Source organism: Phreatobacter stygius (assembly GCF_005144885.1).
GTDB lineage: Bacteria > Pseudomonadota > Alphaproteobacteria > Rhizobiales > Phreatobacteraceae > Phreatobacter > Phreatobacter stygius.
The window spans coordinates 6,854,501-6,870,505 of sequence record NZ_CP039690.1 but is presented as its reverse complement, the minus strand read 5'-3'; the positions used below and the strand labels follow the sequence as shown (position 1 = coordinate 6,870,505).

Genomic DNA, 16,005 nt, shown 5'->3' with positions numbered 1-16,005 from the left:
GGGATATCTCTCATTGAATGAAACGGGAAAAGGTCGGTCGATCGCGGCTCAGGCGTAGTTGACGACCAGGTGCTTGATGTCGGTCATCTCTTCCATGGCGTAGACCGTGCCTTCGCGGCCGAGACCGGATTCCTTCCAGCCGCCGAAGGGCATGTTGTCGAGCCGGTAGATCGGCACGTCATTGACCATCAGGCCGCCGACGTCCCAGTCCTCGATGGCGCGGAAGGCGCGCTTCAGGTCGCCGGTGAACAGCCCGCCCTGCAGGCCGTATTTGCCGGAATTGGCGCGCGCCACCGCGTCCTCGAACCGGTCGAACGGATTGACCGTGATGACCGGGCCGAAGATTTCCTCGTCCTCGACCTTCATGCCGGGCTGGGTGTCGGTGAGGACGCAGGGCTGGATGACCGCGCGGTCGCGGTCGCCGCCGATCAGCGCGCGGGCGCCGCCGGCCTTGGCCTCGCCGATCCAGCTCTCGATACGCTTCGCCGAGCCCTCGTCGATGACCGGGCCGACATCGACGCCCTCCTGCATGGGGTTGCCGACCTTCAGCGCGCGCACGCAGGCCAGCAGCTTTTCGACGAAGGCGTCGTGGACCGGACGCTCGACCATGATGCGCTGGACGCCAATGCAATATTGGCCGCCATAGACCATGCCGCCGCGCACGCAGCGCGCCGCCGCGAGATCGAGATCGGCATCGGCGCAGACGATCACCGCGCCATTGCCGCCAAGCTCGAGGGCCACTTTCTTACGCCCGGCGATCGCCTTGATGTGCCAGCCGACCTTGGCCGAGCCGGTGAAGGTGACCATGGCGAAGCGTTCGTCGCGGACGAGCTTCTCGGCCAGCGGCACGGCGCAATGGACCACCGAGAGGGCGCCATCGGGCAGCCCGGCCTCGCGGAACACGTCGGCCAGCAGCAGCGAGGTCAGCGGTGTCTGCGGCGCCGGTTTGAGCACCACCGAATTGCCGACCGCAATGGCCGGCGCGACCTTGTGCAGGACCAGGTTGAGCGGAAAGTTGAACGGCGCGATGGCGAGGATCGGGCCGATCGGGAAACGCCGGGCGATGCCGACGCGCCGGCGCAGCGCGGCAAGGTCGTCGATCGGCGCCTTGGCCAGGTCGAGCTTGGCGCCGCTCGAGGTGGTGGTCTGATATTCGAACACCCCGGCATCCATGTCCAAGGGCACTTCGTGGCCGCCGAAGCGGCGGGTTTCGGCGGCGGCATTGGTCAGGTTGAACAGCGAGCGGGCAACCTCGCCGCGGGCGTCGTAGAGCGGCTTGCCGGCCTCCGCGGCGATGATCTGCACGGCCTCGTCGCGGCGCCGCCGCAGGATCTCGGCGGCACGGTCGAGAATGTCGGCCCGGGCGAAGCGCGGCAGGCGCCGCATGGTCTCGAAGGCGCGGCCGGCGGCGACGACGGCGGCCTCGACCGCGGCCTCGTCGGCGACCGGCATCTCGCCGACCGGCGCGCCGTCGAACGGCGAGCGAATGACCTCGAATGTGGCTTGCGTCATGATTGATGTCCGGACGTGAGATAAGGATCAGGCTTCGCCGAGATAGGCGGCGCGCACGGCCGGATCGGCCGCGATCTCGGCGCTGGAGCCGGTACGGGTCACCCGGCCGCGGTCGAGCACCACGATGGAACTGGCGAGATCGAAGGCGACCGCCACGTCCTGTTCGACCACCAGCAGGCCGAGGCCGTCGGCGGCCACCGTCCTGAGGGCGGCGACCAGTACGTCGACGGCGACCGGGGCGAGCCCCAGCGACAATTCGTCGATCAGCATGACCTTGGGCTTGGCCATCAGGCCGCGGCCAATGGCGCACATCTGCTGTTCGCCGCCGGACATCGACACCGCATCCTGCTTGCGCCGCTCGCCGAGGCGCGGAAAGATCGCATAGATCGCGTCGAGATCGCGCTGCAGCTCGGCGGCCGGGACCCGCCGCGAGAAGGCGCCCATCATCAGGTTGTCTTCGACCGTCATGCCGGCGAACAGGCGCCGGCCCTCGGGGACATGGGCGATGCCGGCGGCGACGAAGCCATCCGGCGCGAGGCCGGCGAGGTTCTGACCGTTCAGCGTGACGCTGCCGGAGGCTGGCCGGATCAGCCCCGAAATGGCGCGCAGCAGCGTGGTCTTGCCGGCGCCGTTGGAGCCGATGACGGCCGTGATGCCGGGCGCGCCGACGCTGAACGAGACGCCGGTCAGGACCGTTACGTCGCCATAACCGGCGGTCATGGTGTCGACCGTCAAGGTGGTCATCGGGCTGCCTCCAGCATGGCGGCGCCGCGGGCGCCGAGATAGGCATCGATGACGGCGGGGTCGCGGGCGACCGCGTCGGTCGGGCCGTCGGCCAGCAGCGCGCCCTGATGCAGCACGACCAGGCGTGTGCACAGGCCGCGCACGACCTTCATCAGATGTTCGATCACGACAATGGTGACGCCTTCGGCGGCGATCGACCGGATCATGTCGAGCACGGCGTCGATCTCGGCCGAGTTGAGGCCGGCGTTGACCTCGTCGAGGAACAGCATTTTCGGCTTGGCGGCCAATGACTTGGCGAGCTCCAGGCGCTTCCGTTCGGCAAGCGTCAGGTGCGGCGGCAGCTTGTCGGCGACATGGGCAATGCCGAGCCTGAGCAAGGCCGCCTCAGCCGCGTCGCGGGCCGAGGCCATGTCGGGTGCCGCGCCCGAGAACAGGGCTGCCGCCGCGACGTTGTCGCGCGCCGGCAGCTGGGCGAAGGGCTGCACCACCTGGAAGGTGCGCAGCAGCCCAAGGCGGGCGAGCCGGTAGGGCGGCGATCCCGTGATGTCGCGGCCGGCGAAGGTGACCCGGCCGGCGCTCGGCTTGAGATGGCCGGTCACCAGGTTGACCAGGGTGGTCTTGCCGGCGCCGTTGGAGCCGATCAGGCCGACGATTTCGCCCTCGCCGAACGACAGGGTGACGTCATTGACCGCGGTCAGGCCGCCGAAACGGCGGGTCAGGCCGTCGAGCTGGAGCAAAGGCGTTGTGGTCATGACGCTTTCCGCTTCAGCAAGGTCGGGATGATGCCGCCCGGCATGACCAGGACCAGCAGGGCGATGAGAACGCCGAGCGCGCCGGTGCCGAAGGTCAGCAGGTTGCGCCACATGAGCTCTTCGAAAACCATGTAGACGATGGCGCCGACCACCGGCCCGAAAATGGTGCCGACGCCGCCGATCAGGGTCGCGATGATCGGGCGCACCGACCACATGACGTCATAGACGTCGGAGGGGTCGATATAGCCGATCCAGCGGGCATAGGCCGCACCGGCCAGGCCACAGATCGCCGCCGACAGCGTGAAGGCGATGGTCTTCAGGCGCGGTGCGTCGATGCCGGCGCCGAGCGCGGCGGTCTCGTTCATCCGGATGCAGGCAAGGCCGAAGCCGAGCCGCCCCTTGGCAACCACGATCGACAAGGCCAGGGCGACGGCCGCCAGCATGACCATGGTCTGTAGCGCGATGCGCGCGATGGCGATCGGGTCGCCGCCGGCGCCGGGCAGGTTGATGCCCATGCCGCCGCCGGTGAGGGAGGCCCAGCCGGTGGTCAGTTCCTTCAGGATGGTCACCAGCATGAGGCTGGCGATCGCGAAATAATGGCCGCGCAGGCGCAGGATGGCGAAGCCGAAAGGCGCCGCCAGCAAGGCGCCGCAGATGGCGGCCAGTGCAAAGCCGGCCATGACCGGCCAGCCGGCCTGCTGGGCGACCGCGGTGGCATAGGCGCCAAGGCCGAAAAAGGCGGCGGTGGCGAAGGAGGGGTAGCCGGTGAAGCCGCCGACCAGGTTCCAGGCGATCGACAGGGTCACCAGCAGCGCGAGCGAGGTCGCCAGCCGCGAGACATAGGTGTGTTGGCTGAGCAGTGCCGGCGCGCCGATGGCGATGGCAGCACCCGCCGCCAGCACCAGGACCGGCAGCAGCCAGGGCGATTGTGTCAAGGATTTCATCGGGCTGCTCATTCGTAACCGGCTCGGCCGAGAAGCCCTTGCGGACGCCACAGCAGCATGATGATCAGCAGGACCGAGGCGACCGTGACGCTGTATTCCGGGCCGACGAAGATGGCGCCGAAGCTTTCGACCACGCCCAGCACCAGGCCGCCGACAATGGCGCCGACGACACTGCCGAGGCCGCCGAGAACGCAGGCGACGAAGGCGACGCCGAGATAGCCGGGGCTGTTCAGCGGCGAGATCGGGAAGACCGCGGCCATCAGGCAGCCGGCAATGCCGGCCAGCGCCAGGCCGATGCCGAAGGTGGCGGCATAGATCGCCTCGACTTTGACGCCCATCAGCATGGCCGTCTCGCGGTCCATGCGCACGGCGACAATGGCGCGGCCGAGCCGCGAGCGGGTCAGGTAGAGGTGGATGGCAAGGGTTGCGGCAATGCCGGCGAGTGCTGCCAGCAGCCGGTCGACCGGCACGCCGACAGGGCCGATGGTCAAGGGCGGCAGGCCCGAGACGCTGCCGATCTTGCGGTAGTCGGCCGAGAAGGCGGCGATCATGGCGTTGTTGAGGATCAGGTCGAGGGCAAAGGTCAGCACCAGCGTGATCAGCACCGGCGCGGCGATGACCCGCTCGACCAGATAGCGCTGCACCGCCCAGCCGAGCGCGCCGATCGCCGGACCGACCACCAGGGCCGACAGGAACGGATTCACGCCGAACTTCTGCCAGCCGAAAAAGGCCGCGTAGGAGCCCAGCACGATCGCCGAGCCGTGCAGCATGTTGACGACGTTGAGGACGCCCCAGACCAGCGAGAAACCGGCTGCGACGGCGGCATAGAGGCCGCCGAGCAACAGGCCGTTGGCGAGGACTTGCGCGAGGAGGGAGGCGCTCATGGCTCAGGCGATGCCGAACTTGAGCTCGCCCTGCTTGATCTCGCCGGGCAGCAGCACGACGGTCTTGCCGTCCTGGATCTGGAACACCGGCGGGGTCAGGCTGTCGATCTGGCCGCTCGCGCCGAAATGGACCGGGCCCCAGAAGGTCTGGACATTGAGGGCGGCGAGCGCATCGCGCACGACCGGCCCTTCCAGCGTGCCGGCCTGCTTGATGGCAAGCTGCAGGATGGCGCCCGCGGCCGAGGCCGAGGCCTCGGCATAGTCGGGGGTTTCGCCGGCATAGGCGGCGCGGAAGGTCTGGACGTAACGCGCGGTCGAGCCGAACAGGTCGGCGCCTTCGTAGCGCACGGCGGGATGCCACCAGGAGGCGCTGGTGACGTTTTCGGCGGCGCTGCCGAGGGCCTGGATATATTCCTCGTAAGCCGGGCCGGCGATCATGGTCAGCACCTTCGGCTTGAGGCCGAGATCGCGCATCTGGGACCGGACCTGGACGAGGTCGTTGATATAGCCGCCGACAAAGATCCAGTCCGGGGCCGCGGCCCGGATCTGGGTCAGGGCGGAGGCGAAATCGAGCGTGCCGATGGCGAACTTCTCGTCATAGACGACGTTCAGATTGCGCGCCTGGCAGGACTTGCGCATTTCCACCGCCAGCGACAGCGGCAGCAGGTCGTTGCGCGAGAAGATCGCCACCTTCTTCACATCAGGCGCCTTCTCGGTGACCAGCTTGGCGAGCGGTTCGGTCAGGGTCGAGTTCGGCGTGAAGGTGCCGAACAGATATTTGAAGCCCTGGTCATAGACCTCGACCGAGGAGGCGGTCGGCGCGATCATCGGGATCTTGTAGCGCTCGGCAATGGCGCTGCCCGCCTTGGCGGCGCCCGATCCGAACGGCGAGAACAGAAACTGCACCTTCTCCTGGCTGACCAGGAGGTCGCAGGCCTGGACGCCACGGGGCGTGGCCGACTGGTAGTCGGAATAGATGATCTTGACCGGCAGCTTTCGTCCGCCGACCTCGACGCCGCCCTGCTTGGCGACCTCGGCGGCCCACAGATCGTAACCGCGCTTCTGCTTGCGACCTTCCGGCGCCAGCGGCCCGGTCAAGGGCAGCGGCGCGCCAATACGGATTTCGCTGGTGGTCTGGCCGAAAGCGAAGCGAGAGCCGAGGGCCGCGGCGGAGAGGCCGCCGAGCAGTGAACGCCGATCCATGAGAAATGTCCCCTTCTAACCCCATCTCGCAGGACAGAGTTTCTGACCGGAGTGTGACAGGGGGAATTTCCGCCGGAAGCCCAATCTTGCGCATGGCGTGTTGCCGGAATGAGAACGCTTGAAAAGTCGGGTGCCGATATCAGGAGTCGCTCCCGCAAATGCGCTGACGATTGCAGCGCTTGCGCGTTGCGGCCGCTTGAAACGTCCCGGCTGGAACCAATTCGCCGGCAGCACCGTTGTCTTTGCAAACACAGGAGGCATCAATGGGTCGCGGAATTCTGCTTTGGCTGCTCGGCATTCCAATCCCGGTCATCATTCTTCTCGCGTTATTCACGCGCTGAATCGAGGAGGGCAAGATGACTCAAACAACTGCCGCAGTTGAATCGCCATGGTCGGCGGTCTCGTGGAGTGCGGTTTTTGCCGGCGCCGTCGTTGCCGCGACGGCCAGCCTGTCGCTGCTGTTTCTGTGCGCGGCAATTGGCCTTGCCAGCGTGTCACCCTGGTCGGGGCAAGGCGTTGGCGGCACCGCCTTAGGCGTGGCCAGCGGCATCGGCCTGATCCTGGTGCAATGGATTTCCTCCGGTGTCGGCGGCTTCGTGACCGGCAGGCTGCGGACACGGTGGGCCAATCTGCACAGCGACGAGGTGTTCTTTCGCGATACGGCGAACGGGCTTTTGACCTGGTGCGTCGCAACCCTGATCGTCGCGATCTGCCTGACCTCGACGATCTCGGCGATCACCCGGACCGGCGTCCAGGCGACTGCTACGGTCGCAGCCGGCGCAGTCGGCGGGGTGACGGACGGGCAATCCGGTTCATCCGGCGATGTCACGGGTTATGTGGTGGACACGCTGTTCCGGGGTGCGGCCGCGGCGCCGGCAAACAATGCCGACACGCGCGGCGAGGCGACGCGGATCCTGGTCAGCGCGGCGACCAGCGGTGAAATGCCGGCTGCCGACAAGACCTATCTCGCCCAGATCGTCGCCCAGCGCGCCGGCATCGGCCAGGACGAGGCGCTGCGCCGCGTCGACGCCGTGCTGGCCAAGGCCCAGGCGGCCAAGGTCAAGGCCCAGGAGACCGCCGACAAGGCCCGCAAGGCCGCCTCGCTCGGATCGCTCCTGGTCTTCCTGTCATTGCTGATCGGTGCCTTCATTGCCTGTGTCGCGGCGGCCCTCGGCGCGAGCTACCGCGACGACGTGCCGCTGTTCGAGTGAGCTCAAAGCCCGGCGCCTCCCGCCGGTATGTCGTCGTCCGTGGCCCGCCCGATCGGCGGGCCACTTTTTTGAGCGGAACGGATGCGCAGGCCATCGGTTGGTCCTGGATGAAGCAAGGGAGAACGAACATGTCTGGCGCGCCCATGACCAACCCGGCCTCGACACCCGGCCAGGACCCGGACCGGCCGGCGGCCGACGACCTCGGGAAAATGTGGCCCGGTCAAGGATCGGAAGCCGATCGGCCGGCCGGCGGCCAAGGGGCGGGGGCCGAGCAAGATCAGAAGGCCCCGGACGCTCCGCAAGCACCGGATCCACGGGAGCGCAAGGAACTCGGTCAGGCGGTTGCCGATCTCGACAATCCACCGGCCGAGACCGAAGGGAACCGCGGGCTGCCTGACGCCAATCCGGTGACGGGCAGCCGGCCCTGACGCATTTCGCTGTTGGGCCGTCTCAGGATCGGGGCGATCAGGATTGGGGCGTCAGCTCGGAGGCTGGCCGCCCTTGCCGAGCAGGCCGGTCATCATCGCGAGCAGTTGCGCCGAACTGAAAGGTTTCGCCAGGATGGGTTTCTCCTGGAAGGCGCCGGGCAGGCCATCCCGTCCGTATCCGGTTGCGAAGGCGAAGGGGATGCCCTTCGCGGCCAGGGCCGCGGCGAGTTCGTCGACCGGATGGCCAGCGAGGTTCGCGTCGACCAGCGCGGCGTCACAGGGCGTATCGGCGATCAGCCGGCTCGCGCTCGTGATGGTGCCGGCTGGGCCGATGACCTGGCAGCCGGCGGCAATGAGCTCATGTTCGATATCCATGGCGACCAGCGGCTCGTCCTCGATGAGCAGGATCCGCTTGCCGCGCAGATCGGCGAGGCCGGCCGGCTCCGCCACGCCGGGCCGATCGTCGACCAGCGCCAGTGCAGCCCTTTCACCGAATTCCAACGCAGCCTGTTCGGGCAAATGCAGGCGGATCTCGCAAACCACGCCATGGGCGCCGTAGTGCATGTCGGCCTGGCCGCCATTGGTTTCGAGGGTGCGCTGAATGAGAGTCGTGCCGAAGCCGTGCGAGGTTGGCGCATCGACCTTGGGAACGCCGCTTTCCTGCCATTCCAGGAACAGCTCGCGCCCGCCGTTCATCTGCATCTTCCAGTTGATCGAGAGTTGTCCCGTCGGCACCGACAGCGCCCCGTATTTCCGGGCATTGGTGGCAAGCTCGTGCAGGACCAGCGCCAGTTGCACGGCGGCCTGGGCATCAAGCTTCAGGCGCGGCCCGGAACACACGATGCGGGTGCCGTCCGGGGAGCCGAGCACGACCTGCTCGCGGACGAGTTCGGCCACATCGGCGCCGGTCATCTTGCCCCTGACCAGGAGATCGTGCGCGCGCGCCAGCGCCTGAACGCGGCCGTTGAAGCTCTGGACGAAATCGCCAGGGCTCGTCGCGCGGCGCAACGACTGGCTGGCGATGGCCTGAATCGTCGCCAGGGTGTTCTTGACGCGATGGTTGAGCTCGTCGAACAGCAGGCGTTGCAGTTCCTCGCTGCGCTTGCGCTCGGTGATGTCGCGGGCGACCTTCGAGGTGCCGATGACATGTCCGGCCTTGTCGAACAAGGGCGAGACGGTCAGCGATATGTCCAGCCGCCGGCCATCGCGGGCGACCCGGATCGTCTCGAAATGATCAAGGCGTTCGCCGCGCTTCAACTTGGCGAGAATCTCGAATTCTTCCTCGTGCAGCTCCGGCGGAATGATGCGCAGGATCGGCGCGCCGATCATCTCGTCCGCCTCGTAGCCGAAGATGCGTGTCGCGCCGGCATTCCATGAGGTGATCCGGCCTTCAAGCGTCTTGCTGATGATCGCATCGTCGGACGAGGCGACGATCGCCGCCAGACGCGCCGATTCGATCTCGGCCGTCTTGTGGTGGCCAATGTCGACCAGGAGATTGATCGCCCCGGTCACCTGGCCCGAGGCGTCCTTCAAGGGGGTGGGATAGGGCATGAAGGGCACGCGCGTGCCGTCTGGCCTCTCGGCCACGGCCTCGACCCCGCGGACCGGCCGGCCTTCCCTGAGCGTCACCGCCATCGGGCATTCGTCATGGGGGAGAGGGCGGCCGTCCGGCCAGAACAGGCGCCATGACCCGCACCACCTGTCGCTTCCAAGCGTCGGCCGGTGGCCCCAGAACTGCGCGGCCGCCTCATTGTAGAAGGTGATGCGGCCTTCGGCATCGGTCGTGTAGACCGCGACGGGCAGGGCTTCGAGCAGGTCGGTACCGGCGATCATGAGGTTCCCCTAGGGTCATGAAACTCATGATCTCGCGACCGGTTCCCCCGGCCACGGACCGGCATTCGTCGGATCGCGCCCGATTGCAGCCTATCCTGGTGATGTCGTGCCAGCCAGCCCGTCCGGCGCGAGCCGGTCACGGCGGATCGCCACCGCCCTCCTGCGGTGTGGCCTCGGCGGCCTCGACCGGGCCGTCCTTGGCCGGTTTCGGGATCTTGTCGATCTGATCGGCCAGAAAGCGCCTGATCACACGATGCGAGCCCGGCAGGCCCCAGGCGCAATAGATGGCGGTCTTGCCCGCGGCGGCGGTCCGGACGCTCACCACCTCCATCTCGCGGCCGTCGACTTTCGACACCACATGGTCGCCGATCGCAAATATCGGTCTTCCTGGCATATCGGCTCAAGCCCTCGGGCGACCTGCCGCCGGCCGCGCGGGACGACGCTATCGGGATGGCTGGGGGCGACAATGTCAAATGACATGTTGCGCCGAACGACTAAGACCCTTGGACCAGGCTTTTAAGGGCCGGCGCGGTGTCAAGGCCCCGCCGGCCAGTCAGCACTTCGACTGAGTGGCGATGCCGGCTGTCGCGGCTAGACTGGTCACCGATCCCCTACAGGCCTTCGCGACCGCGCGACTGCCTGCAGGGGATGAACTGCAGCCAATCTACCAATGACCTCCCTGGCCCGCTTCAGCAATGAAGCGGGCCGCTTTTCGCGAGCGCGACGGCCGCGGCGGGCCGGACCTACATCTGGTCGTTATAGGGACGCTTGGTTTCGCCGACGAGGACCGCCAGTTCCGCGAATGACGGCTCGGGCTGGTTGAGCCGGCGGTTGGCGAGCCGCAACAGCCGCAACGGGAAGACCACGGCATTGCGATTGGCGGGCGACATGTCCTCGGCTTGCCGGTCCTCGCTGGTCAGGTTGGCCTCGGCCCTGTGCAATGCCAGGTCCACCTCGTCCGCGGTCACCACGCCTTTCTGGACGAGCAGGCGGGTCAACGCCGCGACGGCCATGCAAAGGCCTTCGAGCTGAAGGTTGGCGGTGTTCATGGCTTGCCTCCGGTCAGATTGTCCCGCGCCTTGATCAACTCCGCCAGCACGGCCTCCTGTTCGGCCATGCGGTCGGCGGCGGCCTCCTCGGCGGCGATGCCGGTGACCGCGGCCGCCTGTTCGACGAGCTGGCGAATGTTGTCCCGCGTCGCGGCGATACGCTTGTCGAGCTCGAGGATCATGACATCCGTGTCGTCCATGGTCGTGCGTCCTGTTCGGGTTTTGCAGCCGCTACGCCCACTGTACCCGCTGCGCGCCAGCCGGGCATGGCCCGGCCGGCGAAATCGTTGCCGGCTGTCCCGGCTGCGATGCGGCGGACAGAGCGCTTCATCCCGTGCTCCGGCGCGGCCGGGACGTTCGGCCGGCCCTCCTGCTAACGCGCCGACCCAAGGCTGGTTCCGGGGCTCGCGCGTCGCGAGCCCGAGCCCTGTTGGGGCCGGCCCCTAGCTCATCGTCACGACCCGGATATCGCCTTGCCGCGACAGCACGTTGGCAACGACCTCCGAGCCGGTCCTTCTCAGCGCGACGGCGATCGAACCGCCATTGACCGCCAGGCCGCGCAGGGTGATCTCGTTGAGGAAGTCGGGCATGACCGGCCGCTCGAAGATGATCTGGCCGGTGGCGATATCGAAACCCAGCCCGAGACAGGACTGGACCAGCGACAGGGGCGTGGCGGCAGCCCAGGCCTGGGGCGCACAGGCGACCGGGTAGAAGGTCGGGCCGTGGCTGCGCTGGCGCGGAAAACCGCAGAACAGCTCCGGCAGGCGGTGCAGGTCGATATAGATCGAGGCGGCGAACAGGCCTTCGAAGATCCGCGCGGCCTCGTGGCGGAAGCCGTAGCGGGCAAAACCCGCGGCGATCAGCGCGTTGTCATGGGGCCAGACCGAGCCGTTGTGATAGCTCATCGGATTGTAGCGGGCCTCGGTCGCGGCGAGCGTGCGCACGCCCCAGCCGGAAAAGGACGCATTGGTCATCAAGGTCGCGACGACCGCGGCGGCGCGCTTCGGCTCGGCGATGCCGGTGAACAGGGCGTGGCCGGCATTGGAGGCCCGCACCCGGCATGGCCGTTTGTCGCCGTCGAGCGCCAGCACATAGGTGCCGAGTTCGGCATCGAAAAAGGTCGCGTCGAAATGCGTTCGCAGGGTCTCGGCCCTGGCCTCGAAATCCATGGCCATGGCGGCGTTGCCGAGCGTCAGTGCGATCTCGGCCGCGGCCACCCAGGCGCCGAAGACATAGGCCTGGACTTCGACCAGCGCGACCGGCCCGTGGGCGAGCGTGCCGTCGGCGTGGAAGATGCTGTCATGGCTGTCCTTCCAGCCCTGGTTGACGAGGCCCTCGGCGGTGCGGCGCGAATATTCGACGAAACCGTCGCCGTCGACATCGCCATAGGTGTCGATCCAGGCGATCGCCGCCTCGATGTTCGGCCAGAGCTTCTGGATGGTTTCCGCGTCGCCGGTGCGCTTCAGGTAGGCGCCGGCCAGCATGATGAACAGGGGCGTCGAATCGACGCTGCCGTAATAGCGGCGGAACGGCACTTCGCCGAGTTCGGCCATCTCGCCCTGGCGCATCTCATGCAGGATCTTGCCCGGTTCGGCATCGGCGACGGGGTCCAGCTTGGTCGCCTGGTTGGCGGCGAGGTAACCGAGCACGCCGCGGGCGATGGCCGGATCGAGCCAGAGCGTCTGCAGGGCGGTGATCAGCGCGTCGCGGCCAAAGGCGGTCGAGAACCAGGGGATGCCGGCATAGGGGTAGGGGCCCTCGGGCGTATCGGTCATCAGCATGTAGAGGTCGGAGACGCTGCGCCGCGCCGCCTGGTTGAAGATGTCGTTGGACGACGAGATCGAGGCCGCGCGCGAGGACGAGACCCTGAGCGCCCGGCGGGATTCCCTGAGCGCCACGAAAAAGGCCCGGCGTGGCGCCTGGGCCTCGCCTTCCGGGTCGCAGCGGACCTGGGCGAACAGGAGCTGCATTTCATGCGGCGCCAGGTCGAAGTCGAACACCGCGACCTCGGCGCTGATCTGGCTCGGCGCCGGTTCGAAGCGCAGGCTGGTTTCGCGCCGGCGTCCGTCGAGCCCGGTATAGGCCAGCGTCACGCCGTCCTTGCCGACCACCGGGGGATGATGATGGCCACGCCGGAGCCGCCGGGTGCCGCGCACCTCGAACAGATCGGCGTAATCGGCGGCATAGGCCAGGGTCAGCCGGACCGAGCGTGGCTGCATATCGAAGTTGCGGACCGCCAGGCGTTCGTAACACGTGGCGTTCCACAGAAAGCGCGACCGGCGGATGTGGATGAGGTCATGCTCCAGGATCAGGCGGCCGCCGTCGTCGAACAGATCCGGATTGGTCAGGTCGCAGGTCAGCGCCGCATTGTCGTCGCGCAGCGTCGAGGACAGCAGCATCGGCCGCGCGCCGCCGGTGGTCAGGTAGAGATGCGAGAGATAGCGCGTGTCCCGGTGATAGATGCCCTCGGGGCTGCCGGGGCCGGCCAGCGCGTCGCCATTATGGTCGAACACGGCGAAAGTATCGCCGTGCTTGAGCGTGCGCGGCCGCCGCTCCTGCAAGGAGGCGGCGGCGGGAATGAAGAACTGTGCGAGCGGTTGGGCGGCCGGCCCGGCCGGAGCCGGAGCATGGGGGGCGATTTCGGCGCTCACTGACGGCATCGGCTCGAACCTCCTGCGAGGGCATGAAACGGATTTGTCGGAAACATCAGCCCGGCTGCGCGTCCGCGGCCGGGCCCGTGGCGGCTTCGGTCAGGCCAGCGCGCCCGATCCGACCAGGTGCAGGCCGGCGCCATCGCCGTTGCGGCGTCGGAAACGGGCCGCCTCGGCGCGGACGCCGGGCAAGGCGCGATAGATGTCGACATAGTCGGCGGCCATGCGCGCGGCGGTGAAGCGCGCCTCGAAGGTGGCGCGGACGCCGGCGCGGCTGAGCGTGCTGGCGAGCGGAACGGCCTCGGCCGCCTCGACGATGGTGTCGACGATGAAGCCGGAGCGGCCGTGATCGACGACCTCGGGCACCGAGCCCGAGCGGAAGGCGATCACCGGCGTGCCGCAGGCCATGGCCTCGATCATGGCGAGGCCGAACGGTTCGGGCCAATCGATGGGAAACAGCAAGGCGCGGGCATTGCCGAGGAATTCGGCCTTTTCCTGCTCGCTGATCTCGCCAATGTAATCGATGCTCGGATGGGCGGTGACCATCGGCTCGATCACCGTTTCCCAATAGACCTGGTCGACCTTGTCGACCTTGGCCGCGATCTTCAGCGGCACGCCGGCGGCCAGCGCGATCTCGATCGCCCGGTCCGGCCGCTTCTCCGGCGATATGCGGCCGAGAAAGGCGAGATAATCGCCCGATGGCGTGGGGTTGAACGTCAGAAGGTCCGGCGGCAAGCCATGGTGCACCATGCCGACCCAGTTGAGCGCCGGCGGCATCGGTTCGCGCTGGTGCTGCGAGATCGACACCAGCGGCACCTCGGGAAAGGCGGCGTAGAACGGTTTCATGTCCGGCAGGTCGAGCCGGCCGTGCAGGGTCGTGACCGTCCGGTCGGCGAGGCCGCGGATCAGCGGGAACTGCAGGATGTCGATGTGGAAATGCAGCACGTCGAATTCATCGGCGCGACGGGCCACCTCGTCGAGCATGATCACGTGATAAGGCAGGTAATCCTTGACCGACGGGTTCAACCGCAAAGCCATGTCCGAACAGCGGACAAGATTGGCCGAGGTGACGGAATCGCCACTGGCGAACAGGGTCACGTCATGGCCCTGACGGACCAGTTCCTCGGTCAGATAGGACACGATGCGTTCGGTGCCGCCGTAAAAGCGCGGCGGAACCCGCTCGCAGAGCGGGGCAATCTGGGCGATCTTCATCGGCATGCCTCCTGACGGGAGCAAGGCTTCGACAGTCAAGGCGCCGGTGCGAAAGCGGCCCGGCGGTGCCGTATCGAGACCGACAGGGCACCCCCAAAAAGCGGCGGGGCTGTGGCCGGGCCCCGCTCTCAAGGAGTCTTTGATCAGTCGAGCCGAGGCTCCGGCGTTACATCGCAGGCTCAACCCGCGGAACGCCGATCTGTTCCCGCCGCCCACCCGTGGCGACCGGCCGGATCGCTACCGTGGCGACCGGCCGGATCGCTATCGGTCAGGCGCGGCCGACGACGTCGCTCAGGCCGTCCAGCACCTTCGACCAGTTGCTTTCGTATTCGGCCTTTTTGGCGCGATCCTCCGGCCGCTCGTCGCCGGTCAGATGGGCCTGCGCAATGCTGACGAGGGTCGCATCGTCCTCAGGCTTCAGGCCGAAGGTCACCACGCGGTAGTTTTCGTCGGTGTCGGGCTCGCCCGAGAGTGGGCTCCAATGCGAATAGCTCAAGAGCTTTTCCGGCTCGAAGGCGAGGATCGTGCCCTTGTCTTCATAGGCCTTGCCTTTGAATTCGCCGCGAAACCGGATCGGATTGCCAACCACCCAATCGGTTTCGACATCCGCGCCAAAGAAGTAGCGCTTGATGAGGTCAGGCGAGGTCAGCGCGCTCCAGATCTGCGCGGGTGGTGCCTCGATGCGTCTGGTCAGTTCGACCGTCGGTTCGGACATGGTGCGTCTCCTGACGTTTTGTCCCAGGCGGCCGAGCGCGGTGCGGAACCCTGTCACCGGCGCAAGCCACCTTCGTTGGAACGTTCGCCCGGTGAAATGGTTGCTGTTTCAATCGGAGGACGAACGAGATGCTGGATCGCCGCAACCTGCTCGGTGTTGTCGCCGGCCTTGCCGCTGTCGCCGGCTTGTTGCCGGGCCAACCGGCGCGGGCCCAGCCGCCATTGCGGGTTGAGCCGGAAAGTGGCGCGGGCGGCGCCAGTTCGGCCGGCGGCATGCTGGGCGGCGGGATGACGCGCGACGACGAATTGGCCCAGGGCCGCGAGGCCGGCGGCGAGGGCCGGCGCCAGGCCGGACGCGGGCGACCGCGGGCCAGGCAGCGGCAGGCGCGCGGTCGGCCGCGCAGGCGGCGCCAACGCCACAGCCGCCGGTAGTCGGGATATCGGCTTGATTATCCTTCGCTCCGATTGCCGGGATATTGCGCGGTTCCGGCCAGAGGTTCGGCCCAGTGTTCGCGGCGGACGATCCACAACTCGTAGTCGGGCCTGAGCTTGCTCGGCGCCTGGTCGAGCGTTCCGAGCCGGATCTCGATCTCTTCGTCATCCGAGGTTGCGAACAGGCGCGAGCCGCAGCGCGGGCAGAAGTGGCGCGTCTCGGTCCGTTCGGTCCAGCTGGACGTTTCCCCCGAGATCGATACGGCGCCGCGATTCCAGACGCCGAACCACATGCCATGCGAGCCGGTTTCGCGACGGCAGGTCTGGCAATGGCACAGGCCGGTGCGCAGCGGCGGGCCTTCCGCCGTGTAACGAACCGCGCCGCAATTGCATCCGCCGGTGAGGACAGGGGCCATGCTGGCCTCCTTCATTGTCA

General features: G+C 67.6%; 17 protein-coding genes. 2 read left to right on the top strand and 15 right to left on the bottom strand.

Features of this window, described 5'->3' with window-relative positions; genetic code table 11:
* Nucleotides 1-48 precede the first annotated feature (48 nt).
* The 6 genes from E8M01_RS32470 to E8M01_RS32445 are packed head-to-tail and all read right to left on the bottom strand — an operon-like array spanning nucleotide 49 to nucleotide 6,039.
* Entirely contained in the window at nucleotides 49-1,512 is a 1,464-nt protein-coding gene (locus E8M01_RS32470) for an aldehyde dehydrogenase family protein (RefSeq protein WP_136963951.1), read from the bottom strand.
* Between the two features lie 27 nt (nucleotides 1,513-1,539).
* Nucleotides 1,540-2,256: an ABC transporter ATP-binding protein gene (locus E8M01_RS32465; protein WP_136963950.1), complete on the bottom strand. Its 717-nt coding sequence runs from the start codon at nucleotides 2,254-2,256 to the stop codon at nucleotides 1,540-1,542.
* Nucleotides 2,253-3,008 (bottom strand): ABC transporter ATP-binding protein, encoded by a 756-nt coding sequence (locus tag E8M01_RS32460; protein ID WP_136963949.1) that lies wholly within the window; start codon nucleotides 3,006-3,008, stop codon nucleotides 2,253-2,255. The genes E8M01_RS32465 and E8M01_RS32460 overlap by 4 nt, the downstream gene beginning before the upstream one ends.
* Nucleotides 3,005-3,952 carry a branched-chain amino acid ABC transporter permease gene (locus E8M01_RS32455; protein ID WP_170182170.1) on the bottom strand — a complete coding sequence of 316 codons (948 nt, stop codon included), beginning with the start codon at nucleotides 3,950-3,952 and terminating at the stop codon, nucleotides 3,005-3,007. The genes E8M01_RS32460 and E8M01_RS32455 overlap by 4 nt, the downstream gene beginning before the upstream one ends.
* A gap of 8 nt (nucleotides 3,953-3,960) precedes the next feature.
* The gene (locus E8M01_RS32450) at nucleotides 3,961-4,836 is read right to left on the bottom strand and encodes a branched-chain amino acid ABC transporter permease (protein WP_136963947.1); all 876 of its coding nucleotides are present in this window, start codon (nucleotides 4,834-4,836) and stop codon (nucleotides 3,961-3,963) included.
* A gap of 3 nt (nucleotides 4,837-4,839) precedes the next feature.
* Nucleotides 4,840-6,039: an amino acid ABC transporter substrate-binding protein gene (locus E8M01_RS32445; protein WP_136963946.1), complete on the bottom strand. Its 1,200-nt coding sequence runs from the start codon at nucleotides 6,037-6,039 to the stop codon at nucleotides 4,840-4,842.
* Between the two features lie 356 nt (nucleotides 6,040-6,395).
* On the opposite strand from E8M01_RS32445, the gene E8M01_RS32440 reads away from it, so the two are divergent.
* Both E8M01_RS32440 and E8M01_RS32435 read left to right on the top strand, forming a co-directional pair.
* Nucleotides 6,396-7,250 (top strand): hypothetical protein, encoded by an 855-nt coding sequence (locus E8M01_RS32440; protein WP_136963945.1) that lies wholly within the window; start codon nucleotides 6,396-6,398, stop codon nucleotides 7,248-7,250.
* A 128-nt stretch (nucleotides 7,251-7,378) separates the two neighbouring features.
* Complete coding sequence (locus tag E8M01_RS32435) at nucleotides 7,379-7,678, top strand: hypothetical protein (protein WP_136963944.1); 300 nt, start codon at nucleotides 7,379-7,381, stop codon at nucleotides 7,676-7,678.
* A 51-nt stretch (nucleotides 7,679-7,729) separates the two neighbouring features.
* Here E8M01_RS32435 and E8M01_RS32430 read toward each other — a convergent pair whose 3' ends face one another.
* From E8M01_RS32430 to E8M01_RS32390, 9 genes are all read right to left on the bottom strand, one after another.
* Nucleotides 7,730-9,511: a PAS domain S-box protein gene (locus E8M01_RS32430; RefSeq protein WP_136963943.1), complete on the bottom strand. Its 1,782-nt coding sequence runs from the start codon at nucleotides 9,509-9,511 to the stop codon at nucleotides 7,730-7,732.
* 136 nt (nucleotides 9,512-9,647) lie between these two features.
* A complete protein-coding gene (locus E8M01_RS32425; protein WP_136963942.1) occupies nucleotides 9,648-9,866 on the bottom strand; it encodes a hypothetical protein in 219 nt (72 codons plus the stop codon).
* 388 nt (nucleotides 9,867-10,254) lie between these two features.
* Nucleotides 10,255-10,560, bottom strand: a complete 306-nt coding sequence (locus E8M01_RS32420) for a hypothetical protein (protein WP_136963941.1) — start codon at nucleotides 10,558-10,560, stop codon at nucleotides 10,255-10,257.
* Nucleotides 10,557-10,760, bottom strand: coding sequence for a hypothetical protein (locus E8M01_RS32415; RefSeq protein WP_136963940.1), 204 nt, complete (start codon nucleotides 10,758-10,760; stop codon nucleotides 10,557-10,559). The genes E8M01_RS32420 and E8M01_RS32415 overlap by 4 nt, the downstream gene beginning before the upstream one ends.
* Before the next feature lie 243 nt (nucleotides 10,761-11,003).
* Complete coding sequence (locus E8M01_RS32410; RefSeq protein WP_136963939.1) at nucleotides 11,004-13,220, bottom strand: amylo-alpha-1,6-glucosidase; 2,217 nt, start codon at nucleotides 13,218-13,220, stop codon at nucleotides 11,004-11,006.
* Nucleotides 13,221-13,310: 90 nt separating this feature from the next.
* Nucleotides 13,311-14,423 (bottom strand): glycosyltransferase family 4 protein, encoded by a 1,113-nt coding sequence (locus tag E8M01_RS32405; RefSeq protein WP_136963938.1) that lies wholly within the window; start codon nucleotides 14,421-14,423, stop codon nucleotides 13,311-13,313.
* Nucleotides 14,424-14,691: 268 nt separating this feature from the next.
* Nucleotides 14,692-15,138 carry an SRPBCC family protein gene (locus E8M01_RS32400; RefSeq protein WP_136963937.1) on the bottom strand — a complete coding sequence of 149 codons (447 nt, stop codon included), beginning with the start codon at nucleotides 15,136-15,138 and terminating at the stop codon, nucleotides 14,692-14,694.
* Nucleotides 15,139-15,191: 53 nt separating this feature from the next.
* Nucleotides 15,192-15,551, bottom strand: coding sequence for a hypothetical protein (locus E8M01_RS32395; RefSeq protein WP_136963936.1), 360 nt, complete (start codon nucleotides 15,549-15,551; stop codon nucleotides 15,192-15,194).
* A gap of 35 nt (nucleotides 15,552-15,586) precedes the next feature.
* Nucleotides 15,587-15,985 carry a GFA family protein gene (locus E8M01_RS32390; protein ID WP_136963935.1) on the bottom strand — a complete coding sequence of 133 codons (399 nt, stop codon included), beginning with the start codon at nucleotides 15,983-15,985 and terminating at the stop codon, nucleotides 15,587-15,589.
* Nucleotides 15,986-16,005: the final 20 nt, after the last annotated feature.